Origin of the sequence: Kutzneria chonburiensis, assembly GCF_028622115.1 — a bacterium.
Taxonomy (GTDB): Bacteria; Actinomycetota; Actinomycetes; order Mycobacteriales; family Pseudonocardiaceae; genus Kutzneria; species Kutzneria chonburiensis.
Map to the genome: position 1 here is coordinate 1,043,999 of NZ_CP097263.1, position 24,849 is coordinate 1,068,847.

At 69.9% G+C, this 24,849-nt stretch carries 20 protein-coding genes, 2 pseudogenes and 2 riboswitches; of the genes and pseudogenes, 13 read left to right on the forward strand and 9 right to left on the reverse strand.

Annotation, left to right across the window (positions count from 1 at the left end; translation table 11 throughout):
* Positions 1–15: 15 nt before the first annotated feature.
* On the reverse strand, positions 16–2,583 hold the full coding sequence (locus M3Q35_RS04935) for a discoidin domain-containing protein (protein ID WP_273940415.1): 2,568 nt from the start codon (positions 2,581–2,583) through the stop codon (positions 16–18).
* 1,089 nt (positions 2,584–3,672) lie between these two features.
* On the opposite strand from M3Q35_RS04935, the gene M3Q35_RS04940 reads away from it, so the two are divergent.
* The 8 genes and pseudogenes from M3Q35_RS04940 to M3Q35_RS04975 all read left to right on the forward strand — a co-directional run bounded on the left by M3Q35_RS04940 (position 3,673) and on the right by M3Q35_RS04975 (position 11,270).
* Entirely contained in the window at positions 3,673–3,951 is a 279-nt protein-coding gene (locus M3Q35_RS04940) for a biotin/lipoyl attachment domain-containing protein (RefSeq protein WP_273940417.1), read from the forward strand.
* A 113-nt stretch (positions 3,952–4,064) separates the two neighbouring features.
* A pseudogene (garA, locus tag M3Q35_RS04945) lies at positions 4,065–4,523 on the forward strand (glycogen accumulation regulator GarA); the annotation flags it as partial.
* Position 4,524: 1 nt separating this feature from the next.
* A pseudogene (gene ftsR / locus M3Q35_RS04950) lies at positions 4,525–5,231 on the forward strand (transcriptional regulator FtsR).
* Positions 5,232–5,355: 124 nt separating this feature from the next.
* Positions 5,356–5,829 carry a bifunctional nuclease family protein gene (locus M3Q35_RS04955; protein WP_043715722.1) on the forward strand — a complete coding sequence of 158 codons (474 nt, stop codon included), beginning with the start codon at positions 5,356–5,358 and terminating at the stop codon, positions 5,827–5,829.
* A 219-nt stretch (positions 5,830–6,048) separates the two neighbouring features.
* Positions 6,049–6,654: a peptidylprolyl isomerase gene (locus M3Q35_RS04960; RefSeq protein WP_273940418.1), complete on the forward strand. Its 606-nt coding sequence runs from the start codon at positions 6,049–6,051 to the stop codon at positions 6,652–6,654.
* A gap of 247 nt (positions 6,655–6,901) precedes the next feature.
* A complete protein-coding gene (locus M3Q35_RS04965) occupies positions 6,902–7,468 on the forward strand; it encodes a MerR family transcriptional regulator (protein WP_273940419.1) in 567 nt (188 codons plus the stop codon).
* A gap of 87 nt (positions 7,469–7,555) precedes the next feature.
* Positions 7,556–7,649, forward strand: a riboswitch (glycine riboswitch).
* 3 nt (positions 7,650–7,652) lie between these two features.
* A riboswitch (glycine riboswitch) is annotated at positions 7,653–7,764 on the forward strand.
* Between the two features lie 44 nt (positions 7,765–7,808).
* Positions 7,809–10,700, forward strand: coding sequence for an aminomethyl-transferring glycine dehydrogenase (gcvP, locus tag M3Q35_RS04970; RefSeq protein ID WP_273940420.1), 2,892 nt, complete (start codon positions 7,809–7,811; stop codon positions 10,698–10,700).
* 90 nt (positions 10,701–10,790) lie between these two features.
* Positions 10,791–11,270, forward strand: coding sequence for a cupin domain-containing protein (locus M3Q35_RS04975; protein ID WP_273940421.1), 480 nt, complete (start codon positions 10,791–10,793; stop codon positions 11,268–11,270).
* Positions 11,271–11,317: 47 nt separating this feature from the next.
* On the opposite strand, the gene M3Q35_RS04980 is transcribed toward M3Q35_RS04975, so the two are convergent.
* Genes M3Q35_RS04980 through M3Q35_RS04990 form a run of 3 tightly spaced genes read right to left on the reverse strand, consistent with a single transcriptional unit; the run spans position 11,318 to position 13,126 of the window.
* Complete coding sequence (locus M3Q35_RS04980) at positions 11,318–11,593, reverse strand: DUF6295 family protein (protein WP_273940422.1); 276 nt, start codon at positions 11,591–11,593, stop codon at positions 11,318–11,320.
* A 10-nt stretch (positions 11,594–11,603) separates the two neighbouring features.
* The gene (locus M3Q35_RS04985; protein ID WP_273940423.1) at positions 11,604–12,350 is read right to left on the reverse strand and encodes a dienelactone hydrolase family protein; all 747 of its coding nucleotides are present in this window, start codon (positions 12,348–12,350) and stop codon (positions 11,604–11,606) included.
* A 59-nt stretch (positions 12,351–12,409) separates the two neighbouring features.
* Positions 12,410–13,126 (reverse strand): 4'-phosphopantetheinyl transferase family protein, encoded by a 717-nt coding sequence (locus M3Q35_RS04990; RefSeq protein ID WP_273940424.1) that lies wholly within the window; start codon positions 13,124–13,126, stop codon positions 12,410–12,412.
* Between the two features lie 114 nt (positions 13,127–13,240).
* On the opposite strand from M3Q35_RS04990, the gene M3Q35_RS04995 reads away from it, so the two are divergent.
* Together M3Q35_RS04995 and M3Q35_RS05000 are read left to right on the forward strand one after the other, a co-directional pair.
* Positions 13,241–15,235 (forward strand): ABC transporter ATP-binding protein, encoded by a 1,995-nt coding sequence (locus M3Q35_RS04995; RefSeq protein ID WP_273940425.1) that lies wholly within the window; start codon positions 13,241–13,243, stop codon positions 15,233–15,235.
* Positions 15,235–15,756: a PadR family transcriptional regulator gene (locus M3Q35_RS05000; RefSeq protein ID WP_273940426.1), complete on the forward strand. Its 522-nt coding sequence runs from the start codon at positions 15,235–15,237 to the stop codon at positions 15,754–15,756. The genes M3Q35_RS04995 and M3Q35_RS05000 overlap by 1 nt, the downstream gene beginning before the upstream one ends.
* Here the strand turns inward: M3Q35_RS05000 and M3Q35_RS05005 are convergent, their stop codons facing one another.
* The 3 genes from M3Q35_RS05005 to M3Q35_RS05015 are packed head-to-tail and all read right to left on the reverse strand — an operon-like array spanning position 15,757 to position 18,886.
* On the reverse strand, positions 15,757–16,272 hold the full coding sequence (locus M3Q35_RS05005) for an RICIN domain-containing protein (protein WP_273940427.1): 516 nt from the start codon (positions 16,270–16,272) through the stop codon (positions 15,757–15,759).
* 35 nt (positions 16,273–16,307) lie between these two features.
* On the reverse strand, positions 16,308–17,618 hold the full coding sequence (locus M3Q35_RS05010) for a glycosyltransferase 87 family protein (RefSeq protein ID WP_273940428.1): 1,311 nt from the start codon (positions 17,616–17,618) through the stop codon (positions 16,308–16,310).
* A gap of 5 nt (positions 17,619–17,623) precedes the next feature.
* Positions 17,624–18,886: a glycosyltransferase 87 family protein gene (locus M3Q35_RS05015; RefSeq protein WP_273940429.1), complete on the reverse strand. Its 1,263-nt coding sequence runs from the start codon at positions 18,884–18,886 to the stop codon at positions 17,624–17,626.
* A 136-nt stretch (positions 18,887–19,022) separates the two neighbouring features.
* Here M3Q35_RS05015 and M3Q35_RS05020 point away from each other — a divergent pair, with 136 nt between their 5' ends.
* On the forward strand, positions 19,023–22,271 hold the full coding sequence (locus M3Q35_RS05020) for a GH92 family glycosyl hydrolase (protein WP_273940430.1): 3,249 nt from the start codon (positions 19,023–19,025) through the stop codon (positions 22,269–22,271).
* A 112-nt stretch (positions 22,272–22,383) separates the two neighbouring features.
* Here the strand turns inward: M3Q35_RS05020 and M3Q35_RS05025 are convergent, their stop codons facing one another.
* Positions 22,384–22,626 carry a DUF397 domain-containing protein gene (locus M3Q35_RS05025; protein WP_273940431.1) on the reverse strand — a complete coding sequence of 81 codons (243 nt, stop codon included), beginning with the start codon at positions 22,624–22,626 and terminating at the stop codon, positions 22,384–22,386.
* 274 nt (positions 22,627–22,900) lie between these two features.
* On the opposite strand from M3Q35_RS05025, the gene M3Q35_RS05030 reads away from it, so the two are divergent.
* Both M3Q35_RS05030 and M3Q35_RS05035 read left to right on the forward strand, forming a co-directional pair.
* Entirely contained in the window at positions 22,901–23,398 is a 498-nt protein-coding gene (locus M3Q35_RS05030) for a hypothetical protein (protein ID WP_273940432.1), read from the forward strand.
* Positions 23,399–23,479: 81 nt separating this feature from the next.
* Positions 23,480–23,869, forward strand: coding sequence for a ParB N-terminal domain-containing protein (locus tag M3Q35_RS05035; protein ID WP_273940433.1), 390 nt, complete (start codon positions 23,480–23,482; stop codon positions 23,867–23,869).
* A 5-nt stretch (positions 23,870–23,874) separates the two neighbouring features.
* Here the strand turns inward: M3Q35_RS05035 and M3Q35_RS05040 are convergent, their stop codons facing one another.
* A complete protein-coding gene (locus M3Q35_RS05040) occupies positions 23,875–24,843 on the reverse strand; it encodes a quinone oxidoreductase family protein (RefSeq protein WP_273940434.1) in 969 nt (322 codons plus the stop codon).
* Positions 24,844–24,849 lie beyond the last annotated feature (6 nt).

Consider the following 24,849-nt stretch of genomic DNA (forward strand, 5'->3'; position numbering starts at 1 on the left):
CACCGGGCCGCCGACTCACGGATAGTCGGTGACCGTGGAGGGGACGGTGGCCGTGCCGACCGTCGGCTGGCCGACGTCGTTGATCACGTGGTTGAACTCGCCGTCGCCGGCCAGTGACACCACGGTCAGATCGTGCATGCGGACGCCGGCCGTGATCGGCACCTCGAAGCCGTGGTCCTGTCGGATGGATTTGTCGGAGGTGTAATTGCAGTAGCTGCCTAGGCCCCAGGCCTCATGGCTGGTCACCGAGTTCTCCACCTTGTAGGCGGCGAAGCCCAGCGTCGACCCGTTCTGCACGGCGGCCTGGTTCGGGGCGTCGTAGGCCTTCTCGTTCTGGAAGAAGATGGTCCGGCCGCCGTTGCCGAACCAGTCCACGTCGTACTTCTTGAAGTGCTCGCTGAACAGTCCGGTGGCCAGCACGTTGGTGCCGCGCACCACCAGGCCGTAGTCGGCCGGGTTGTCGTTCCAGCCGACACCGTCGCCGTGGTCGGCCCGCCACAGCCAGGTGTGGTCGATGACCGTGTCGTTGCTGTCGACCTCCATCGCCGTCCCGGCGGCGGCCCGGCCGGCGCCGCCGACGCGTACGTAGACGTCCTGGACGACGGTCGGATCGGCGGCGTGGCTCGTGGTCGAGCCGGGGGAGCCGAGCTGGATCAGCTGCGGCGAGGACACCGGGCCGGCGTCGAGCAGCAGGCCGGCGACACGGACACCGTCGACGTCGGCGACCTTGAGCGGAACGACGCCGTTGTCCGGCACCACCGTGGCCTCGCCCAGGCCCAGCACCACGGTGTCCGGCCGGGTGACGTTGATCGTCTGGTCGACGTGGTAGATGCCCGGCGTGAACAGCAGGTTCAGGCCTTGGGTCAGCGCGGCGTTGATCGCCGCGGCGGTCGCGCCCGCCTTGACGACGTAGAACCGGCTCAGTGGAAGGGAGGTACCGGGCGTGTGGCCGTTGGCCCAGGACACGCCGCGCACGTTCGTCCGCTTCGACGGCACGAACACCGCGTAGCCACCGCTGCCGTCCAGGTAGAGGTACGGCTTCTCCACCGACACCGGTGTGGTGTCGAGCGTGGTGTAGGTCGGGTTCGGGAAGCCTTGTGCCGGAGCGCCCTGCACGCCGGAGAACACCTGGTTCCACACGCCGTTGCTCCAGCCGCCGATCGCGCTGTCCCTGGTGTAGAACTGCTGCTGGGCGTAGTTGCCGACCTGGCCGGAGATCCGGCTGTCGGCGATGTAGCCGCCGCTGGCCCAGCCGTAGCTGGCCGAGTCCAGGTTCAGGCCGCCGTGCACGTCCATCCGCCGGAACGGGGCCGCTTGCGCCACCGCCCACCGATCGGTGCCGCTGACCGGATTCAGCGCCATGTTTTCCGCCGAGCGCCAAAAGTTCAGGGTCGCGTTGCCCGCGTTCCAGCCGGCGTCCACGGTGATGTCGCCGTTGATCGTGACGTCGTCCGGGTCCTGGCCGAGGCCGGAGATCGAGGTGTAGAAGCCGATCTGGGCGTTGATGCCGTTGTAGGTGCCCGGCTTGAGCAGGATCTGGTAGCGGCCGGCGCCGAACTGGGCCTTCTCCTGCTGCTGGAAGATCGCGTCGAGCCGGCCCTGGAGGTTGGGCGTCGACGGGTCGAAGACCAGCACGTTCGGGCCGAGGTCGCCGCCGCCTTGCGGGGGCGTCGTTCCGCCGCTGGTGTGCACCTGGAGTTCCCAGAGCGAGTAGCCGTACCCGGTGCCGCGCTGCGTCCCCGTCAGCCGCACGTACCGGGCATTCCCGCTCACCGCCAGCGTTTCCGTCCCACCCGCTCCGGTTGTCGTCGAGTACGCGGTCGTCCAGTTAGCGCCGTCGTTGGACAGCGCTATCTGATACGCCTTCCCGTACGCCGTTTCCCATTGCAGCACCACCTGGCACACGGTCACCGCCGCGCCCAGATCGACCTGCAACCACTGCGGATCCGCCGCCGCGCTCGACCAGCGCGTGGCTGCGTCCCCGTCCACCGCCGCCGACGCCGGCGTGCCCCCGTTCTCTTGGCTCGACGCCGTCGCCGCCTTGCCTTTCGCCGCGTTGTCCGTGCCGCAGTTCGGTCCCGTGCCGCCCGTCTCCCCGTACACCTGGAATTCGTAGACCGAGTACCCGTACCCCGTCGCCCTTTGCGTTCCCGTCAGCCTTACGTACCGGGCATTCCCCGACACCGCCAGCGTTTCCGTCCCGCCCGCGCCGTTCGTCGTCGAGTACGCCGTCGTCCAGTTCACGCCGTCGTTCGACAGCGCCACCTCATACGCCTTCGCGTACGCCGTCTCCCACCTGACCACCACTTGGCCGACCGCGCTCACCGCCCCCAGATCCACTTGCAGCCACTGCGGATCCGCCGCCGCGCTCGACCAGCGCGTGGCTGCGTCCCCGTCCACCGCCGCCGACGCCGGCGTCCCTCCGTTCTCTTGGCTCGACGCCGTCGCTGCCTTCCCTTGCGACAGCAGGCCCTGCGCTCCTCTCGCCGGTCCCGCCGCCGTCACCAGCGTCAGTCCGACCAGCAGCGACAACATCAGTGCGGCAATCCCGCCGCGCGGTCCCGACCGCGCTGACCCAGGCATGGGCGCTCCTTCATTCGGGCAGGGCTCGGCCGCGGGACCCTTCACACGGCCCCGCCGACCTGAGCGGACACAGAACTGAGCCGGAGCGCCCGGCGGTTTCCGAGCCTCGGAGAGCGCTCTCCCAACGCATGCTCCCGGCAAGCTCCAGCCCTGTCAATGCCCCTCCATTCCACCCCACAAGCCGGCATTCCCGCCAAAACCGGCGAACAGGGAGAGCGCTCTCCCGCCGGCTTGTCGCCCCACCCCGCCCTCGGCCGGCCGCGCCCCGCTCAACCCACTGTTTCGCCGGTGAGGTGGTCGGGTCGGGGTGACTGCGCCGCGCGCAAGGCGCCGTCCTGTTCGGCTTGGGTGTTCGAGCCGGGCTTTCTGTGGGGCGGGATGTTCGATGACCGCGTGCGGTGCCGGGCTCGGTGGGAGGTGGCTGGGTCGGGTGCCCGCGCCGCGCGCTTGGCAATTCCCTGATCGCCATCCCTTGTGGCTTCGAGGCGGGCGTGCGGGCGCGAGAGTCGCGAAGATTGCCCAGGGTGATGACCAGATGTGCCGTGTAAACCAGTGGTAGGCGGCATGAAGCTGACCGCGCGGCGCAGGCTCCCGCCTTGACCACGTGGGTGTGCACCGCTCTGCGACCGGCGCCGGCCGCAGAGCCCGCCCCGCCGGCTCCAGTCGCGCCGGTCGCCCGCCCCGCTCCGGTCGCCCCGGTCGCGCACTCACTCGCCGCCCGCTCCGCTTGCGCACCCGCTGACTTTGGTCGCCTGTCCGCACGTCTTGATTGCCGCATTTTTCCGCGCCGGCCCCTCCCGGTGAGTCCGCTTCTCTGAGCGGCGCTTCCTTTCTCACGCCCACAGCTGACACAGACCGTGGGGTGGGAGAACCGTGGTGGGAGAGCGCTCTCCGGATCGGGTCTCACGACCTGGGACGGGACTGCTCCGAACGGGTCGGGCGGCAACACTCTCGGTGGTGTTCCTTCGCCTCCGTTTGATCACGATCCAGGTACGGTGGGCACCCACGGCGGCGGTCCGGCGGCGGCGGGTGACATCCTCGTCGGTGCGGCCGACGCGGCGATGACCAGGAAGAAGGAAGGCTCGTTAGGTGGTTCCACAGGACCTCAGGCACACCCGTGAGCGCGAGTGGGCGCAGGTGACGGCACCGGGCACGGTGCGCGTCCGCCCTCGGCTCGACAACAGGGTGCTCGTCCGACTGCCCGTTCTCGGCGCGCGGGTCGGCGCCGGTCGGACGGTGGGCGAGGTGGAGTCCACCCCGTACGGCGGCACAAGGCAACTGATCAACTCTGACGCCCGCCGGGGCGGGGCCCTGGCGTACGCGAAGCGGGCGGCGTCGGACCACACGGAACACACGGAGCAGGGCTGATGTCGATCTTCCAGAGGCTCTTCGGCTGGTTGGGGAGCCGCCAGGGGCGCGGTCAGTCCAGCACGGTAGGTTTGAGCGGTCCCGAAGGATCCACCAGCAGGAGGCGAGCTCAGGTGAGCACGAACGACGGGCCCGGTGTTCCGCCGGAGCAGTCCCCGGAGCGGACCACCGTCTTCCGGGCAGACTTCCTCACCGACGCCGAAGGCGTCGAGGCCCCTGTCCAGGAGCCCCAGGTCGCCGGGGTCGACGCACTGCCGGCCGGGTCGGCCCTGCTGGTCGTCAAGCGCGGCCCCAACGCCGGCTCGCGCTTCCTGCTCGACCAGGACACCACGAGCGCGGGCCGTCACCCCGACAGCGACATCTTCCTCGACGACGTCACGGTCTCCCGCCGCCACGCCGAGTTCCGGCGCGAGGGCGGCGAGTTCGTGGTGATCGACGTGGGCAGCCTCAACGGCACCTACGTCAACCGCGAGCCGGTCGACCAGGCGGTGCTGGCCAACGGTGACGAGGTCCAGATCGGCAAGTTCCGCCTGGTGTTCCTCACCTCCGCGGGATCCGGGGGCCAGGGGGCCTGTGACGTCGGCCGGGCGGCCACAGCGCGACGGGCTGAGCATCGGGGCGGTGCTGGCGCAGCTGCGCCCGGAATTCCCGGACGTCACCATCTCCAAGATCCGGTTCCTCGAGTCCGAGGGGCTGCTGCGCCCGGCACGCACACCGTCGGGCTACCGGCAGTTCACGCAGTCGGACGTCGACCGGCTCCGCTACGTGCTGGCCGCCCAGCGCGATCACTACCTGCCGCTCAAGGTGATCAAAGAGCAGCTCGACGCGGCATCCGACCCCGACCAGCCGGTTCGCGCGCTGGTCGGGGTCGAGCGCTACCCACGCCTGAGGACTTCGCCGCCGGCCACGAGGTGCGAATGACCCGTGAGGAGCTGTTCGCCGAGACCGGCATCGACCAGCGTCTGCTGGCCGAACTGGAGAACTACGGCCTTGTCCGGTCGGGCGCGGCCGGCTTCTACGACTCCGACGCCATGCTGGTCGCCCGCATCGTGGTGGCCATGGGGGAATTCGGCATCGAACCCCGCCACCTGCGCGCCTTCAAGGTGTCCGCGGACCGCGAGGTGGGGCTGCTGCACCAGATCGTCGGCCCGATGTACCGGCAGCGCGATCCCGACGCACGGGAGCGGGCCGACGAGATCGTCCGCGAGCTGGCGTCGCTCTCGGTTGCGCTCCATACACTTCTGGTCAAGACGGGCCTGCGCGGTGTCGCCGGTGGGTGATCTTGACAACGTGCCCGCCCGCAAGCGTCGTGCCCGCATGGCGGGTAGCGTTGAGAGAGTCCGTGGGGGATCCTCGTAGGTGCGGGGACGCCGAGGTTCAGCCCGCTGAGGGAGGCGATACCCGATGAGCGAGATGCGCGTCGTCGGAGTCCGGGTCGAGCTGCCCGCGAACAGCCCGATCCTGTTGCTGCGCGAGACCGATGGGGACCGCTACCTGCCGATCTGGATCGGGAACGCGGAAGCGACCGCCATCGCCATCGAGCAGCAGGGCGTGCGGCCGGCCCGGCCGCTGACCCATGACCTGCTCAAAGAGGTGATCGCCGCCCTCGGCCGTGAGCTGACCCAGGTCCGCATCACCGACCTGCAGGAAGGCACCTACTTCGCCGAGCTCGTGTTCGACGGCGGCATCAAGGTGTCCGCCCGCCCGAGCGACTCGGTCGCCCTCGCGCTGCGCGCGGGTGTGCCCATCCACGCCGAGGAATCCGTGCTGGCCGAGGCCGGCCTCGTCATCCCCGACGAGCAGGAGGACGAGGTCGAGAAGTTCCGCGAGTTCCTGGATTCCGTGTCCCCCGAGGACTTCCGTGGGGCGGAACAGTAAACATGACTTGGTGAAGGGCCGTTCCGTGTGACGGAACGGCCCTTTGCCTTGTGGCCGTTCGGCCACCACCGACTTTCGTAGGCGGCGGGGTCACGGGCCAGCCTCTAGGGTCTCGGGGATGATCTCCAGTCGGGTCTTCGCGATCGCCGCGTCCGCCGCCGTGCTGTGCCTGTCCGGGATCGTCTCGGCCAGCGCCGCCCCCAAGTCAACACCCTCGACGTGCCGGCCAAGCCCAAGGCGCCGGCCGTCGCCCAAGCCGCCGATCCGGCCTGCGTCTACACCAAGGCGGTGCCGGCCGACAGATTCAAGGGCCTGCCCACCTTCGACCCGGCCAAGGCGGCCCAGCCGTACACCGCCCGGCTGGTCACCGACCAGGGCCTGATCACCTTCCAGGCGCTGACCGACAAGGCGCCCTGCACGACCAACTCGTTCCGGTTCCTGTCCGAGCACCACTACTACGATCTGACGCACTGTCACCGGCTCGTCACGCAGCGCATCTTCGTGCTCCAGTGCGGCGACCCGACGGGCACCGGCAGCGGCGGCCCGGGCTACTCGTTCCCGGACGAGAACCTCACCGGCGCCACCTACCCGGCCGGCACGGTCGCCATGGCCAACGCCGGCCCGAGCACCAACGGCTCCCAGTTCTTCTTCTGCACCGAGGACACCAAGCTGTCGCCGAACTACACCCCGTTCGGGCGAGTCACGGGCGGTCAGGACGTGCTGCGCAAGATCGCGGCCGGCGGCGAGGACGACCAGAACAACACCGGCGACGGGTTCCCGAATCTGCCCGTCGACATCCTGCACGTGCAGATCTCACCCAGGTAGCCACCCACTGTCAACGCTGTCATCGGTTCAGTGACACGCAGTCGTCACCGTGACGACCACCTCCACATGACGGTTTCGCCGCCCCGCGCGTCGCGTTGACCCGTCCCATGGGCGGACTTACCGTCAGAGGGGAGTTGGTCGTGACGGTGTGAACCCCCATCGTTGCGACCTTGTGACCGGCGGTTCCCCGGACGGAGGACCGTCGGTTCCGGTCGCCGGTCGTCAGGCCGGTCGAGGGGAGGCTGTCGTGGTCGAGGGTGCGCCCGCCAGGTCCGGCGCCGGTGAACAGGGTGCCCTGTTCCCGGACGCGTCGGTGCCGGACGAGCTCGTCGGCTACCGCGGGCCGGCCGCGTGCCAGATCGCCGGCATCACCTACCGGCAGCTGGACTACTGGGCCCGCACGGAGCTGGTCGCGCCGTCGATCCGCAGCGCGCACGGGTCCGGCAGCCAGCGGCTGTACTCGTTCAAGGACCTGCTGGTGCTCAAGGTGGTAAAACGCCTGCTGGACACCGGTGTCTCGCTGCAGAACATCCGGGTCGCGGTGGACCACCTGCGCCGTCGCGGCGTGGCCGACCTGGCCAAGATCACGCTGTTCAGCGACGGCACCACGGTCTACGAGTGCACTTCGCCGGAAGAGGTCGTCGACCTGCTGCAAGGCGGCCAGGGCGTGTTCGGCATCGCGGTCAGCGGGGCGATGCGGGAGATCAGCGGCACCATCCACGAGTTCCAGGCCGAGCGGGCCGACGGACTGGTGCTGGAGCCGCAGGAGGACGACGAGCTGACCAGCCGCAGGCGGGCCCGCCGCACCGGCTGAGCCGGCACCGGACGTGATCGAGATGACACGCCGTGCTCAGCTCTGGGGCTCGTAACCCGGCCGGGGTAAACTCACGCCCGTAGTCGCACATCCCGTGCGGGAGAGTCCGGGCCGCGAGGTCCGGCGCCGAAGGAGCAAATCCTCCCCGGAACCTCTCAGGCCCAAGGACCGTACGGGACAGACGCCTCTGGAAAGTGGGCGCGCAAGCGCCCCGCCGACGGTGCAAGCCCGCGCCGCGTCCACAAGACGCAGCATGGGTGAAGCTCTCAGGTGCCCGTCACGGGCGGGGACAGAGGGGAGGGCAACGGCCCGCGCCCGCTTGCCCCCGGAGGCTCGACGCATGACGACTGACCGCATTCCCTTGGCCGCGCTCGAGCACGGCACGCCGTTCGCCGACCGCCACGTCGGTCCCCGTGCCGCCGAGCTGGGCAAGATCCTGGACGTGATCGGCGTCGGCTCACTGGAGGAGCTGGCCCAGCGGGCCGTGCCGTCGGCCATCCGCAGCGACGCGCTGGCGCTGAGCCTGCCGGCCCCGGCCACCGAGGTCGAGGCGCTGGCCGAGCTGCGCGCGCTGGCCGACCGCAACCGGCCGATGACCCAGATGATCGGCCTCGGCTACTACGGCACGGTCACCCCGGGCGTCATCCTGCGCAACGTGCTGGAGAGCCCGGCCTGGTACACCGCCTACACGCCGTACCAGCCGGAGATCTCCCAGGGCCGCCTCGAGGCCCTGCTCAACTTCCAGACCATGGTCGGCGACCTGACCGGCCTGCCGGTGGCCAACGCCTCGATGCTGGACGAGTCGACCGCCGCGGCCGAGGCGATGACCCTGGTCCGCCGGGCCGGCAAGTCGAAGTCGAACAAGTTCGTCGTGGACGCGGACACGCTGCCGCAGACCATCGCGGTGATCGAGACCAGGGCCGAGCCGCTGGACATCGAGATCGTGGTGGCCGACCTGTCCCAGGGCATCGAGGGCCTCGGCCTCGGCGGCGACTTCTTCGGCGCGTTGCTGTCCTACCCGGGCGCCTCGGGCGTGATCCGCGACCACGAGTCCGTGATCGCCGAGATCCACGCGGCCGGCGCCTCCGCGGTCGTCGCGGCCGACCTGCTGGCCCTGACGCTGCTGCGTGCCCCGGGCGAGATCGGCGCGGACGTCGTGGTCGGCACGACGCAGCGGTTCGGCGTGCCGATGGGCTTCGGTGGCCCGCACGCCGGCTACATGGCCGTGCGCAAGGGCTTCGAGCGGCAGCTGCCCGGCCGTCTGGTCGGCGTGAGCGAGGACGCCGACGGCAACCGGGCCTACCGGCTGGCGCTTCAGACCCGTGAGCAGCACATCCGCCGCGAGAAGGCGACCAGCAACATCTGCACCGCGCAGGTGCTGCTGGCGGTGATCGCCTCCATGTACGCCGTCTACCACGGCCCCGACGGCCTCAAGGCCATCGCCACCCGGGCGCACCGGATGGCCACCGTGCTGGCCGCCGGCCTGGCCGAGGGCGGCGTCAACGTGGTGCACGGCGAGCTGTTCGACACCGTGCTGGCCGAGGTGTCCGGCACGGCCGCCGCTGTCGTGGCCAAGGCCCGCGAGCTCGGGGTGAACCTGCGGCTCGTCGATGAGAACCACGTCGGCATCGCCTGCGACGAGACGACCACGCGCCAGCACCTTTCCCTGGTGTGGCAGGCCTTCGGCGTCACGGTGTCCGATGTGGACGGTCTGGACGCGGACACCGCCGACGGCATCCCGCCGGCCCTGCGCCGCACCAGCGAGTACCTCACGCACCCGGTGTTCCACCAGCACCGCTCCGAGACGGCGCTGCTGCGCTACCTGCGGGCGCTGTCCGACAAGGACGTGGCCCTGGACCGCAGCATGATCCCGCTGGGCTCGTGCACCATGAAGCTCAACGCCACCACCGAGATGGAGGCCGTCACCTGGCCCGAGTTCTCGGGGCTGCACCCGTTCGCCCCGGCGGAGGACGCCGAGGGCCTGCTGTCCGTGGTGACGGACCTGGAGCAGTGGCTGGCCGAGATCACCGGCTACGACGCGGTCTCCCTGCAGCCCAACGCCGGCAGCCAGGGCGAGTTCGCCGGCCTGCTGGCCATCCGGGCCTACCACCGCTCGCAGGGGCACGGCGAGCGTGACGTCTGCCTGATCCCGGCCAGCGCGCACGGCACCAACGCCGCCAGCGCGGTGATGGCCGGCATGCGCGTCGTCGTGGTCAAGTGCGACGAGCAGGGCAACATCGACATGGACCACCTGCGCGCCACGGTCGCCGAGCACAGCGCTGACCTGGCCGCGATCATGATCACCTACCCGTCCACGCACGGCGTGTACGAGGACACCGTCGGCGAGGTCTGCGGCCTGGTGCACGACGCGGGCGGCCAGGTGTACGTGGACGGGGCCAACCTGAACGCGCTGATCGGCCTGGCCCAGTACGGCAAGTTCGGCTCGGACGTGTCGCACCTGAACCTGCACAAGACCTTCTGCATCCCGCACGGCGGCGGCGGCCCGGGCGTCGGCCCGATCGGCGTGCGCGCGCACCTCGCGCCGTTCCTGCCCAACCACCCGCTCCAGCCGGCCGCGGGCCCGGCCACCGGTGTCGGCCCGATCAGCGCGGCCCCGTGGGGCAGCGCGTCCATCCTGCCGATCTCCTGGGCCTACGTGCGGATGATGGGCGCGGACGGCCTGCGCCGGGCCACCCTGACCGCCGTCGCGGCGGCCAACTACGTGGCCCGCCGGCTCGACGAGTACTTCCCGGTGCTCTACGTCGGCGAGGGCGGTTTCGTCGCCCACGAGTGCATTCTCGACCTGCGCGGCATCACCAAGGCCACCGGCGTGACCGTGGACGACGTGGCCAAGCGGCTGGCCGACTACGGCCTGCACGCGCCGACCATGTCCTTCCCGGTGGCCGGCACGCTCATGGTCGAGCCGACCGAGAGCGAGGACCTGGCCGAGCTGGACCGCTTCTGCGACGCCATGATCGCGATCCGGCGGGAGATCGACCGGGTCGGCTCGGGCGAGTGGCCGGTCGACGACAACCCGCTGCGCAACGCCCCGCACACCGCGGCCTGCCTGACCGAGCAGGAGTGGAAGCACCCGTACACCCGGCACGAGGCGGTGTTCCCGGCCGGCGTGAACGCGCCGAAGATCTGGCCGCCGGTCCGCCGCATCGACGGCGCCAAGGGCGACCGCAACCTGGTCTGCTCCTGCCCGCCGCTGGAGGCCTACCAGAACTGAAAGATGTGACGATTGTGCAGGGAAGGACGCCTTACCTGCGTTGGACGCAGGTAAGGCGTCCTTCCCTGCATCACACAGAGGGGGAGCGGCGTGTCCTATCCGGAGATTCGCTATGACGGGGAGGGCGGCGAGGTCACGGCCTGGCTGCGTCCCGCCGACACTCCGGCCGAGCTGGTCGGCAATTCCGGCACCAGTTTTTCGTACCTGGCCAAGGGATCGCAGACCGGCGGCGACTTCGGGCTGTACCGGCTGGACATGCCGCCCCGGACCAAGGGCGCGTCCGACCACTTCCACCGCACCATCTCCGAGTCCTTCTTCGTGCTGTCCGGCACGGTGAAGCTGTTCAACGGCGGGGAGTGGGTCGACGGGCGGGAAGGCGACTTCCTGCACGTCCCGCCGGGCGGCCGGCACGGTTTCAGCAACGAGTCCGACGACCCGGTGTCGATGCTGCTGCTGTTCACGCCGGGCGCGCCGCGCGAGGGTTACTTCGAGGGCCTCAAGACCGTGTCCGACCTGTCCGATCCGGAGCGGCTGGAGTTCTTCCTGAAGCACGACAACATCTTTCCCTAGCAAGGAAAAGCGGCGGCGAACTCCCTCGGGTTCGCCGCCACCGGTCCTCAGGGCTGGTTCTCCGACGCGATCCCGGCCGGCGCGTGGTCCAACGCCGCCGTGATCGCCGCGGCCAACGCCCGCGCTGCCTCCTCCGTGAGCTCCACGGCCACCCGCGCGCCGGGGCCGTCGGCCGGATTGAGGAAGTCGATGTTCAGCGTGTGCGTGTACCGGGCGTGCGTGGGGTGGTCCACGTAGACCGAGCCGTCGGTCAGCTTGAACCAGCCGGTCGCGCCCTTGCCGGCGCCGTCGAGCAGGATCTTCTCAGTGAGATAGGTGCACATGGGGCCCCCTTCAGGACGCGAGGTGGCGGCCGTAGAAGTTGAAGATCTTCTGCCAGCCGTCGGCGGCGGCCTCGGCGCGGTAGCTCGGCCGCTCCACGGAGAAGAAGGCGTGGTTGGCGCCCTCGTAGGTGTGGAACTCGGTGGTCTTGCCGTGCTCCTTCAGTACGGCTTCGAGCTCGGCGGTCTCCTCCGGCGTCGGGAACTTGTCGTCGGCGCCGAACAGGCCCAGCAGCGGCGACGACAGGTTGGGCGCGATGTCCAGCAGCGGCCCCATGGTGGTGATGCCCATGGCCGGGTCGGGGCCGCGGGTGACGAACGCGCCGTAGCAGTCGACGGCCGCGTCGACCTGGAGCGAGCAGGCGACGAGGAAGGTGTGCCGGCCGCCGGAGCAGTAGCCGATCACGCCGACCTTGCCGTTGCTGGACTCCAGCGACTTCAGGTGTCGCAAAGCCCCGTCGGCGTCGCCGACGACCTGCGAGTCGGGCACGCCGCCCTGCGCGCGGGCGGCCGCCGCGGCGTCGTCGGGGCTGGCGCCGGGGGCGACGCGGTAGAACAGGTTGGGCGCGATGGCGTTGTAGCCGTTCACGGCGAACCTGCGCACGATCTCCTTGGTGCCCTCGTCGTAACCGGGCATGTGGTGGATCACCAGCACGCCGCCGCTCGGCGTGGTGTCGAGCGGCCTAGCCAGGTACGCCTCGATCTCGTCACCGCCGTTGCCGGTGATGGTGATGGTCTCGGCCAGCATCGCGTCGGACACGTCTGTCGTCCCTCCGTCGTTCGTGACGACACCCACCCTACCCGGAATGGTCATTCCGGTTACCTCAGAAGATCGGCATCCAGTTCCCGAACGGTCAGCGGCTCGGAAGTGAGCACGGCGACGGCGGCCTGGTGGCGTGGACCGGGGTTCACCATGGCCAGGCGGACGTGGTCGACGGGGATGTCCAGCGGCCACGACACCAGCGTGGGCGGCTGGTCGGCGGGGGAGACCTCGATCCGGCTCATCGGCATCCGCAGCCCGTGCCCGGTGGCCTTGAGCAGCGCCTCCTTGCGCACCCACAGCCGGTGGAAGTCGGCCCCGGGATGTGCGGACCCGTCCAGGTGGGCCAGTTCCCACGAACTCAACGTGTTCTCGGCCAGCTCACGGTCGAAATGCGCGGCCAGCGGCGTGAATTCGACGTCCACGCCGACCTCGCCGAGGCGGGTGACGGCCACGGCGACGCGCTCGCCGGCGTGCGACACGGACACCTCGATGCCGCTGGCCGGCAGTCGCGGCCGCCCGTGCTGCTGGCCGCAGTCGGTGCACGTGCGGTCGACCAGGATCTCGCCCGGCCGCTCGCCGGTCTGCACGGCGACGGCCGCGCGCAGCAGCCACGCCCCGACCATCGACCGCTGCCGGTCCACCCGCTGTCGGTACCGGCCGGCGCGGCGCTGCTCGGCCTCGGGCACCACGGCCGTGAGAACGTCGTCGGGCACCTGGTCGGGACGGGCCCACCAGATCTGGCACTCACCGTCGAGCAACTGATCAGCAGCCACGTTTGCCACGGTAGGGCGGGAGCAGCGGGCTATTCCGGTGACTTTGGCGTCCGATCCGGTGTACTGTACTCACCTATCGAGTTAGACCTATCGAAAACGACTTATGGGGGACTCTTGACCAGAGGTGGCGGCCGGCCCGGTCATCGCCGGGCCGTCACGGTGCCGGACAGCGGACTGACCGGCTCGGTGGACATTCCCGACCCGGCGCCGTCCGACGAGCCCAAGGACCTGCGGTCCCGGCTCCAGCGGCTGCGCCGGTCGGTCGGCGGCCTGCTCAAGGGGCTGCCGCGGGTGGTCAAGCTGGCCTGGGACGCCGGCCGCTGGCCGACCCTGTGGCTGGTGTTCGCCACCGTCGTCGCCGGCCTCACGCCGACGGCCACGGCGTACATCTCCAAGTTGCTGATCGACTCCGTGACCCATGCGATCGCCGTGCACAGCGCGCACCAGCCGGACGTGGTGCAGGTCGGCCCGCTGGCGCTGAGCACGGTCGGCGTGATCATCGCGGTGGCCGGCCTGCAACTGGTGGTCTACGCGGTGAACTCGGTGATGTCGGCCGTGTCCACGATGAACCAGCAGCTGCTCAACGACCGGGTGTCGCAGACCATCCGGCTGCGGGTGATGGCCCACGCCAGCCGGCTCGACCTGGCCTTCTTCGAGGGCTCGTCCTCGTACGACCTGATCCGGCAGGCCCAGGACGAGGCCCCTTCCCGCCCGGTGGCCATGCTGACCTCGGTGTTCGGCCTCATCCGCACCGGCATCACGTTCACCTCGATGATCGCGCTGCTGCTGTCGATCAACCCGTGGCTGGCGCTGGTCGCCGTGCTCTCGCCGATCCCGGCGTTCATCGCCGACTCCCGCTACGGCGCCCGCAGCTACGTGTACGCGGTGTGGAGCTCGCCGATCCGCCGCCGCATGGACTACCTGTCCTCGCTGGTCACCACCGACACGTACGCCAAGGAGATCAAGCTCTTCGGCCTCGGCGACTACCTGGTCGACCGGTTCCGCCGGATCAGCGCCGTCTACTTCGGACGGCAGCGCAAGCTGATCACCGAGCGGAACCTGCGCGGCACCGGTTGGGGCCTGATCACCACCATCACGGCTTCGCTGACGTACCTGTACATCGCGCTGGAGGCGGTCAACGGGCGGCTCACGGTCGGCGACCTGCTGCTGTTCACCCAGGCCTCGACCGCCGTGCAGCAGTCGGTGTCGTCGCTGTTCACCGGCTTCACCGGCATGTACGAGAACAACCTCTACCTGGACAACCTGTACAAGCTGCTGGCCACCGAGCCGGCGGTGGTCGCGCCGTCGCGGCCCCGCCCGCTGCCGGAGCCGGTGCGCGGCCATGTCGTGTTCGAGGACGTCACCTTCAGCTATCCGGGCACGGACGCGGTGGCGCTCAACGGAGTCAGCTTCGAGATCCAGCCCGGCCAGACCACCGCGGTGGTCGGCCGCAACGGCGCCGGCAAGTCGACCCTGTTCAAGCTGCTGTGCCGGCTCTACGACCCGAACTCCGGCCGGATCCTGTTGGACGGCACCGACATCCGCGAGTTCGACCCGGACGTGCTGCGCCGGCACATCAGCGCCATGTTCCAGGACTACGTGACCTATCAGGCCAGCGCGTCGGAGAACATCGGCGTCGGCGACATCGAGCACGTCACCGACCAGGAGCTGATCGACCGGTCGGCGGTGGCCGGCGGGGCCGACGAGCTGATCGCCGGCATGCCGATGGGCATGGGCACGCCGCTGGGCCGCTGGTTCAACGAGGGCGCGAACCTGTCCGGCGGCGAGTGGCAGAAGATCGCGCTGAGCCGGGCCTTCATGCGGGACGCGCCGCTGCTCATCCTGGACGAGCCGACCTCGGCGCTGGACGCGCAGGCCGAGCACGACCTGTTCGCCCGGCTGCGCAACCTGGCCCACGGCCGGACCACGCTCTACATCTCGCACCGGTTCTCCACGGTGCGTCAGGCCGACCGGATCCTGTTGCTGGACAACGGGAAGGTCGCCGAGTACGGCACGCACGAAGAGCTGATGGCGGCCGACGAGGGCTACGCCAACCTCTTCACGTTGCAGGCCTCGGCCTACCTCGACGCACCGCAGCGGAGCGCCTGATGTCGTTGCGGCACGCGCTGTTGGGGCTGCTCGCGCTCAGCCCCAACAGCGGCTACCAGCTGGGCCAGATCTTCCAGAACACGTTGCAGCAGATCTGGCATGCCCGTAACCACCAGCTCTACCCGGAGCTGGCCCGACTGTCGTCCGATGGGCACGTGGAGTGCGTCGAGGAAGGCGCACGCGGCAAGCGCACGTACGCCATCACCGACGACGGCCGGGCCGAGCTGCGGCGCTGGCTGGTCGACGTCCAGCCGGACCGCACCATGCGCAGCGAGACGTACCTGCGGGCCTGGCTGCTGTCCGTGGTGCTGAGCCGTGAGGACGCGTTGTGCGTGCTGGGGCGGGACATCGAGGCGCTGCGGGAACAGCGTGACGGCGTGTTGGCCGTGCAGGCCCGCAGCGCCGCGATCTCGCCGCCGTACGGGCCGCACAGCCTGTCGCTGGATCTCAATCTCCGCCTGACCGAGGCGATGCTGGGCTGGTCGGAGGAGGCGGCCCGGCGTATTGCCGAACGGCCGTGACTACTCGATGACCCAGGATTGGGCGCCGGCCGGCGCGGCCTGGCCGCAGGTGAACTGCATCAGCTCGCTGCCGGCCCCGCCGACGGTGTCCAGGCACTGGTTGGTGCCCAGATGCCGCAGGCTGAGCCCTTCCACCACCCACTGCTCGGACGTCAGGCCGTCACAGGTGAACTCGTCGACCGTCTCACCGGGGGTGGCCGTGCCGTTGTTGACCTCCATGCAGAATCCGCTGGCCCGGTTGACGATGAAGAACGTGTTCGGCGCCCCGGTCGGCACGAACACCCACCTCCGGGTGGCGAGGGTGGAACAGGGGGCGAGCCTGAGTCGGACGTTGAGCACCCCGCCGGGGGCGTCGACACACTGCGTGAACGCGGCGTTGCGCATCTGGCGGAAGGCGTCACTGGCCGCCGCCGGTTTGACCGGGGCGGCGGGCGCGGCGTTCGCGACGGCGACCGAGCCGGCCACGGCCAGGAACAGCGCCGCCGCGATGCTGGCGAGCCTGCTGGGAGTTTTCATCGGCATTTCTCCTCATGGTCTGCGACATGCGGCGGCTACCGTCGCAAGCGCTGTCGACAATCCGTCGACACACCCTTGAGTGCGACCACCTGAAGGCCAAGGGTGGTGACCAGGGCCATGACCGTCAGCGGGTAGCTGTTGCGGATCACGAAGGCCAGCGGTCCCTCGAAGTCGATCGAGATGATGCCGGTGGGCATGCCATGGCCGAAGTCGATGGGCGGGAGGTCGGTGGGAATCGCCGCGCCGGCAAGGAAAACCAGCGCCGGCACGTACCACGGCAGGCGCGCGGCCAGCGCGATGATCACTGGCAGGAACCAGACCCAGTGGTGCTCCCAGGAGAACGGCGACACCGCGGCGGCGGTCATGCCGACCAGGCCGAGGGCCAGCACGCGGTCGCCGCGCCGGTCGATCGCGCCGGCCACGGCGGTGCCGGCCAGGCCGACCGCGCCGCCGAGCAGCAGCCACGGCGGCCCGGACTGCGCCTCGCCCAGGACGCGGGCCAGCATGCCGTGGATGGACTGGTCCGACCACGACAGCACCGGGCCGACCCGGGAGGAGTCGCCGAACACGCCGCCGATCCAGTAGTGCATCGCCTCGGGCACAAAGAGAATGCCGATGATCACCGTGACGGCGAAGGTCGCGACGGCGACCCCGGCCTCCCGCCAGCGGCGGGCGAACAGCAGGTACACCACGAAGATCAGCGGGGTGAGCTTGATCGCGGCGGCCAGCCCGACGCCGATGCCGGCCCACTTCGACGGCCGTCGGCGGCACAGGTCGAACACGACCAGCCCGAGCAGGATGAGGTTGATCTGGCCCAGCGCCAGGCTGGTGCGCACGGGTTCCAGCCAGACGGCCAGGCCGAAGAACACCAGGGCCAGCGGCATCGGCAGGCCGGCTGTCGCGGTGCAGCGGCGCACGATCTGCCACAGCAGCACCAGGTTGCCGATGATCCACAGTCCATACAGGACCGGATACGGGATCACGGCCAGCGGCAGGAAGAAGATGGCGGCGAACGGGGGATAGGTGAACATCATCGGGCCGAGCACGCCCTGCGAGTACAGCGGCCGGCCGGTGATGAGCGCCTGCGCGCCGGCCCGGTAGACCTGCATGTCGATCAGGCCGCCGCTGAGCCACAGCACGAACATCAGCACGGCCGCGCCGACCAGCACCGCGGACACCATCCGCGCGTGCGCGGTCAGCCAGCGCCCGACCGCGTCCAGCGGCCGGTGGAACCCGTTGTCCGCCAGTGACTTCACCAACCGCCGCCGACCGGCCTCGAAAGCCTTCGTGGTCATCGGCGGCACCTCCCGCGCGATCAGGTCGACCAGCGCTGTCTCGTTCTGCATGTGGTTTATTGCCCTTTCCGGGCCAGCGCGTTCCCGAAGGCCACCACTGCCAGCAGACCGAGTCCGAACCAGACATAGGACGCACCGGGAATGTGCTGCCACAGGGCCCAACCCAGCTCCTGGTCGCCGCTGGACGGCAGCCAGCCGTAGGGCGGACCGAAAGAGAACACTGCTGTGGGCACGATCAGGAGTGCCATGCGCCGCCAGGCCCGCTGTTGCCACAGCGGCCAGCCGACGGCCATCAGTGCCGGCACCACCCAGACCCAGTGGTGCGACCAGGAAATCGGTGAGATGAGCAGGCCGGCAGCGCCGATCGAGACCAGTGCCAGGACGTCGTTGCCGGCCCGGCCGGCGGCCCGCCAGGCCAGGGCCAGCACCAGGATCGCCAAGATCACCCACAGTAGCGACTGCACGGAGGCCAAGGCGGGCAAGCGATACAGCTCGGCCCGCAGCGACTCGTTGGTCATGATCGACAGGGTGGTGATCCGTTCCGGGTTGACCATCGCGTGGAACCAGAACTCGACCGTGTCCCGGGGTGCCAGCAGCAGCCCGAGCAGCGCGAACCCGACGAACGATGTCGCCGCGGTGATGGCCGACCTACGGTTGCGTTTGACCAGGAAGTACACGATGAACACCAGCGGGGTGAGCTTGATCGCGGCGGCGAGTCCGACGAGAACACCCCGGAACCGTGTCACGGCAAGACAATCCAGTACGACCAGGGCCATCAGGAACAGGTTGACCTGGCCGTAGCCGAACGTCGATCCCACCGGCTCCAGGGACAGCGCGAGCACCGCGGCCGCCGGCCCGAGTGTCCACTTCAGACGCTGGTCCAACCGGCCGGCCACCACCACCGTCACCACCGACAGCGCGAGGAAACTGGCCAGCGTGACCAGCGTTTTGGCCAGCCGGAACGGGATGACGGCGAACCCGCTGAACAGGACCGCGGCGATCGGGGGATAGGTGAACGGCAGCGGCGGCCCGCCGAGCGGCCCGGGAAAGCCCACGTAGAGCGGGATGTCACGGAGCCAGGCCAGACCGCCGTTGCGGTACACCTGAAGATCGAGCATCCCGGCGCCCGGCACGAGCCGCACCGACGTCCAGACCAGCGCGAGCGCCCACACGGCCCAGACGGCGCGGCGGGCGATCCTTCGTCGGCGCTCCGACCGCAGGCACGACGTCAGGCGGAGGCGGCCGGCCGCGAACGCCTCGGCCGACATCGGCGGCACGCTGCGGGCGATGGTCGCGACCAGCTCGGTTTCGTTCGGCACGATGGGTATTGCCCTCGGCCGTTCGGCCCGTTCCCGGCGGTCAGACCTTGACGCGGACTTCAGCTACTGATTGTCTCCATCCGGTCACCCAGGGCTGCGGGGTGACAACGTTGTCAGCCGAAGGGAGCGCTGTCCGATGCGTCGAACGCTGGGGCTGGGCCTGCCACTCGTCTTAGCCGTGTCCGCGTTGGCCGCCGCGCCGGCCGCCGCGGACACGGATCATGGTTCGGACCTCGCCGCCTACGTGAACCCGTTCGTCGGCGCCGCCGCCGGCCAGACGCCCGAGACCAACAGCTACGCCGGCGACACGTTTCCCGGCGCGGACGTGCCGTTCGGCATGGTGCAGTGGAGCCCGGACAACCCGCTCGAACCCAAGGCGCCCGACGGGGCCGGCCGGTACTACGTGCGCGACCGTGACAGCGGCTACGCCTGGGAGGAGAACCGGCTCCGCGGCTTCAGCCTGACCCACTTCAACGGGGCCGGCTGCGGCGGCGCGGACGGCGACCTGCCGTTCATCCCGTACGCCGGCCCGGTCACCGTGTCGCCGGCGGCCGACCAGGCCCACTACTACTCGACCTTCCAGCACGCCAACGAATCCGCGTCGCCGGGCTACTACAAGGTCACCACCGATAGTGGCATCACCACCGAGCTGACTGCCTCCCTGCATACCGGCATGGGTCGATTCTCCTTTCCCGCCAACGGTCCCGCCACCCTGCTCGTGGACACCGCCGACTCGGCCATGGGCAGCGACGACGCCTCCGTGACCGTGGACGCGGCCAAGCACACCATCTCCGGCTGGGTTGCCAGCGGCCACTTCTGTGGCGGGCCGTCAAAGTACAAGGTCTACTTCACCGCTACCTTCGATCAGCCGTTCGCCGGCGTCGGCACCTGGCAGAACGGAACCGTGACGCCCGGCGGCACGCAGGCGCACGGCGGCAACCTCAGCAATACCCCGTGGGACAAGCAGGTTGTCACCGCCGACGGTGGTTCCGGCGCGTTCGTGACCTTCGCCCCCGGTACGACCGTGCAGGCTCGGGTTGGATTGTCCTATGTGGACGCGGCCGGTGCGGCGAACAACCTGCGCGCCGAGCAAGGCGGTTTCGACCAGCTCGTGCGGCAGGCCCGGCAGGCGTGGAACTCCCGACTGGGCCAGGTCCGGATCGGGGGAGGCACGCGCGACCAGCTCACGACCTTCTACACCGCGCTGTACCACTGTCTGTTGCAGCCCAACGTGTTCTCCGATGTCGACGGCCGGTACGCCGGCTTCGACAACAAGATCCACCAGCAGCCGCGCGGCCACGCCCAGTACGCCAACTTCTCCGGTTGGGACGTCTACCGGGACGAGATCCAGCTGCTCGCGTTGCTGGCCCCGCACGAGACCTCGGACATCGCGCAGTCGCTGTACAACCAGGCCACGCAGGCCGGCGGCATCTGGGACCGCTGGTCGCAGAACAACGACTTCATGGGCGTGATGGGCGGCGACCCGTTCCATTCCATGATCGCCAGCGCGGTTGCCTTCGGGGCCAAGGACTTCGACGTACGCGGCGCGCTGGCGTCGATGGTCACCGGGGCCACCCGGATCCAGCAGCCGGGGGAGCGGGCGCTGGAGCGGCCGGGCCTGTGGGACTACGAGACGCTGGGCTACCACGCCGACAACGTCTCCGACATGCTGGAGGAGACCACCGCCGACTTCGGCATCGCCCAACTCGCCGGCCGGGTCGGGCAGGTCGAGGTGCAGAAGCAGTTCATGGCCCGCGCGCAGTACTGGGAGAACGTCTACAACCCGGCCACCGGGTATTTGCAGACGCGTGACCGCAACGGGCAGTTCGCCACGCCGTTCGATCCCGCTGCCTACCAGGAGTTCCAGTACCAGGAGGGCAATGCCGCCCAGTACACCTGGATGGTGCCGTACAACGTGTCCGGGCTGGTCACCGCCATGGGCGGGCCGGCGGCCACGATCAAGCGGCTGGACAACTTCTTCACCATCCTGAACGGTTCGGCCGATCAGCCGTACGCGTGGATGGCCAACGAGCCGTCGTTCGAGGTTCCTTGGGAGTATTCGTACGCCGGCGCGCCGGCCAAGACCGCCGATGTCGTGCGGCGCAGCGCCGAGCAGCTGTTCGGGCCCGGTCCGGCCGGACTGCCCGGCAACGACGACCTCGGCGCGACGTCGTCCTGGTACGTGTGGGCGGCGCTGGGCATGTATCCGGAGGCGCCGGGGCGGGCCGAGCTCGTGCTGGCCAGCCCGCTGTTCCCCCGCATCACCATCACCCGCGAGGATGGGCAGCGCCTTGAGATCAACGCGCCGGCTGCGTCGTCAGCGAACAAGTACGTGCAGTCGTTGCGGCTCAACGGGAAAAGCAGCAGCAAGCCGTGGTTGCCGGAGTCGTTCGCGGCCAACGGCGGCCGCCTCGACTACGTTCTGGGCAACGCGCCCAGCTCCTGGGGAACCGCTGCCGCGGATGCGCCGCCGTCGTTCCGTGAAGGCGAGGTCCCGGTTCGCGGCGCGGTTTCCGGTCCCGTGCATCTGGCTCCGGGCGGCTCGGCTGTCGCCACCGTACGGGCCGAGGGCATCACCGGCTCGGGAACCGTTGCGTGGCAGGCCAATCCACCGGCCGGCATCACCGTGACGCCGTCCAGCGGCACGCTCACCGTCGGTCCGAACGGAACGTCCACACAGGACGTCAAGGTGACGGGTTCCGCTGAGACCCATGCGACGGTTCCGTTCACCTTCAAGGGATCCGGCGCTCAGCAGCTGCCGGCCCAGCTGACCGTTGACGTGGCCAAGCCGGGAACGCTTGCCGCAGCTGCGAACAATGTCGGCGTGAGCGACGACAGCAAGGGCTGGCTGGGCAAGTTCGGCGGGACGTCGTTGTATCCCGGCAACTTCGCCTACTCCGCGCAGCAGTTGGCGGCCAAGGGCGTCACGCCCGGCGGGCAGGTCGCCGGCTTCACCTGGCCGACGTCGGCCGGCACCGGCGCGCCGGACAACGTTGTCGCCGCGGGGCAAACCGTGCAGCTGACCGCGCCCGCCACCGCGACCAAGCTGGCGTTCCTGGGCGCGGCGACGGGCGGCGACGCCACCGGCAAGGTGACCATCACCTATACCGACGGCAGCACTCAGTCGGCCGATCTCGGGTTGTCGGAGTGGTTGCTGCAAGGGGGCGCTGAGCAGCCCCGGTTCGGCAACACCGTGGTCGCGAGCACGCCGTACGTGAACTCGGCGTTCCCGCGCTACGGGTTCCGGCTGCACCGGCCGTACACGTCCTACCTGTTCGCCACCGCGCCGATCGCGTTGGCCGCGGGCAAGCAGGTTCGCAGCGTCACCCTGCCAGCCGATGTCTCCGGCGGCGCGGCGCACGTGTTCGCCGTCTCGGTGAGCTAGGCTCGGTTACGCTGTGTGTCGTCTCGTCGACATGGCGAGGCGGCGGTGGCCTCCTGATTCGAGCAGGAGGCCACCCCCGCCGCCGTCGTGGGGCCCCTTTCAGGCCACACAGTCAGGCCATGTCGTCGAACTCGCCGTCCTTGACGCCGCCGACGAAGGCGGTGATCTCCGCCTGCGTGTAGACCAGCGCCGGGCCGTCCGGGAACCGCGAGTTCCGGACCGCGATATCGCCGTTGGCCAGCCGGGCGACTTCGACGCAGTTGCCGACCGCGCCGCTGCGCCGGCTCTTGCGCCAGCTGACGCCGGCCAGGTCGGTCGCGGACATGCCGTTGTGGATGTCGATCTGGTCTGCCATGACCCCTCCCGGTCAGTAGCGGTTCCAGTGCACATGCACGTGCAGGGGCGCGTGCACATGGCGAACCGTACCAGCTAATCGTGCACGTGCATATGGCTGTGCAGTCAGTCCAGCGCCGTGACCAGCGGCAGTGACCTGGGCACTTCATCCCATCGGGTGACGATCGGGGGCCGTAGACGCACAGCCCTGGTCGGCGTTGCTGTGAGGTTTGCCCGGTAGCCGACTGATCACTCGCGGCGACAGTATCTGGTCACGATTCCAGGGAGGGAAATCGATGATCAAGCGAATCCTTGTCGCCCTGCCCGTGGCCGCCGCCGTCGCCGTGCTGGCCGGACCGGCCGCCTTCGCCGACACCACGCCGGTCGCCAGCATCGACATCGCCGCCGCGCCCGGCTCGTACCCGGTCAAGACCAGCGGCCACTGGTCCGCGCCCGACCAGGAGGTGATGGTCAGCTACCCGAAGAACGTGCTCAAGGCGCAGACCGACGACGGCCTCGGCTACGTCGCCGTGCTGCTGCAAGCCCCGAACAACGAGCCGCTGCACGTCGGCACGTACACCAACGTCGGCTACACGCCCAGCCACCCGGAGCTGTCCGGCGTGTTGGTGATCCACGACGGCCTCGGCTGCTACGCGGAGGAGGGCGGCTTCACCGTCGACCGGATCGAGACCGACCCGGCCACCGGCTTCCTCACCGCCTTCGACGGCTCCTTCGACCAGCGCTGCCCCGGCTCCACCGGCACCGCCCACGGCGAGATCCACTTCCAGCGCTGACATGCAGGGAAGGACGCCTTACCTGCATCCGATGCAGGTAAGGCGTCCTTCCCTGCACCGCCTGAGCACTACGGTCGCGGGGTGAGCTTCAATCCCCGCTTCCGGCATCTCAGCGGCCATCCCGGTGTCGTAGTTCGGCTCGACACGGAGCTCGTCGTGCGGTACCGGGCCGTCGACCGCGAGTTCGTGTGGGCGCCGGCCCACGTCGTCGACACTCCGGCCCACCTCGACCGGTTGGCCGAGAGCATCGCCGCCGACGGCATCCGGGTCCCGCTGCGGATGGGCTTCAACACCAGCTACGGCTATCTGGACGGCAACCACCGCATCGCGGTCGCCCTCCGCCTCGGCCTGCCCGACGTCCCCGTCGAGCTGGTCGAGGAGCCGGCGGACGCACCCCGCGGCCACGGCCACCCGATGGACGGCGCGGATCTCGACGTCATCCGCGCCGCCATCGAACAGGCACGTGGCTAAGGCACTCAGGGGATCAGCAGGAGCTTGCCGGTGGTGCGGCGGGCCTGGAGGTCCTCGTGCGACTGGGCGGCGTCGGCCAGCGGGTACCGGCCGCTGATCCGGATGGTGAGCTTGCCGGCCTGGATGCCGGCGAAGACCTCGCCGGCCCGCCAGTCCAGCTCTTCCCGGGTCAGCACGTGGTGGCCCAGCGTCGGCCGGGTGACGAACAGCGAACCGGCGGAGTTGAGCCGCTGGAGGTCGAACGGCGGCACCGGGCCGCTGGCCGCTCCGTACAGCGCGAGCGTGCCGCGGATGCGCAGGCTGGCCAGGCTGGCGTCGAAGGTGTCCTTGCCGACGCCGTCGTAGACCACGTGCACCCCCTGCCCGTCGGTGAGGCGACGGACCTCCGGCGCGATCTCCGTCTCGGTGTACCGGATGATCTCGTCGGCCCCGGCCTCGCGGGCCAGCTTCTCCTTCTCGGCGGTCGACACCGTGCCGATGACCCGCCCGCCCAACGCCTTGACGCCCTGCGTGAGCAGCAGACCCATGCCGCCGGCCGCGGCGTGCACGAGCACCGTGTCGCCTTCCTGCACGGCATAGGTCGACCGGGTCAGGTAGTGCGCGGTCATGCCCTGCAACATCGCGCCGGCCGCCACCTCCAGCTCCACGCCGTCCGGCACCGCCACCGCACCGGCCTCGGGGACCTTGGCCAGCTCGGCGTAGCTGCCGATCGCCGCCGACCAGGCCACTCGGTCGCCCACCTTGAACCGGCTGACGCCGTCGCCGACCGCGACAACCTCGCCCGCGCCCTCCAGACCCGGCACGAACGGCGTCGGCATCGGGTAGGCGCCGGTCCGGTGATAGGTGTCGATGTAGTTCACGCCGGCGGCGGCCACCTTGACCAGCAGCTCGCCGTCGCCCGGCGTCGGATCGGCCACCTCTCCCGCCGTCAGGACCTCGGGACCGCCGAAGCTCTCGACCACTACCGCCCGCATGGACAC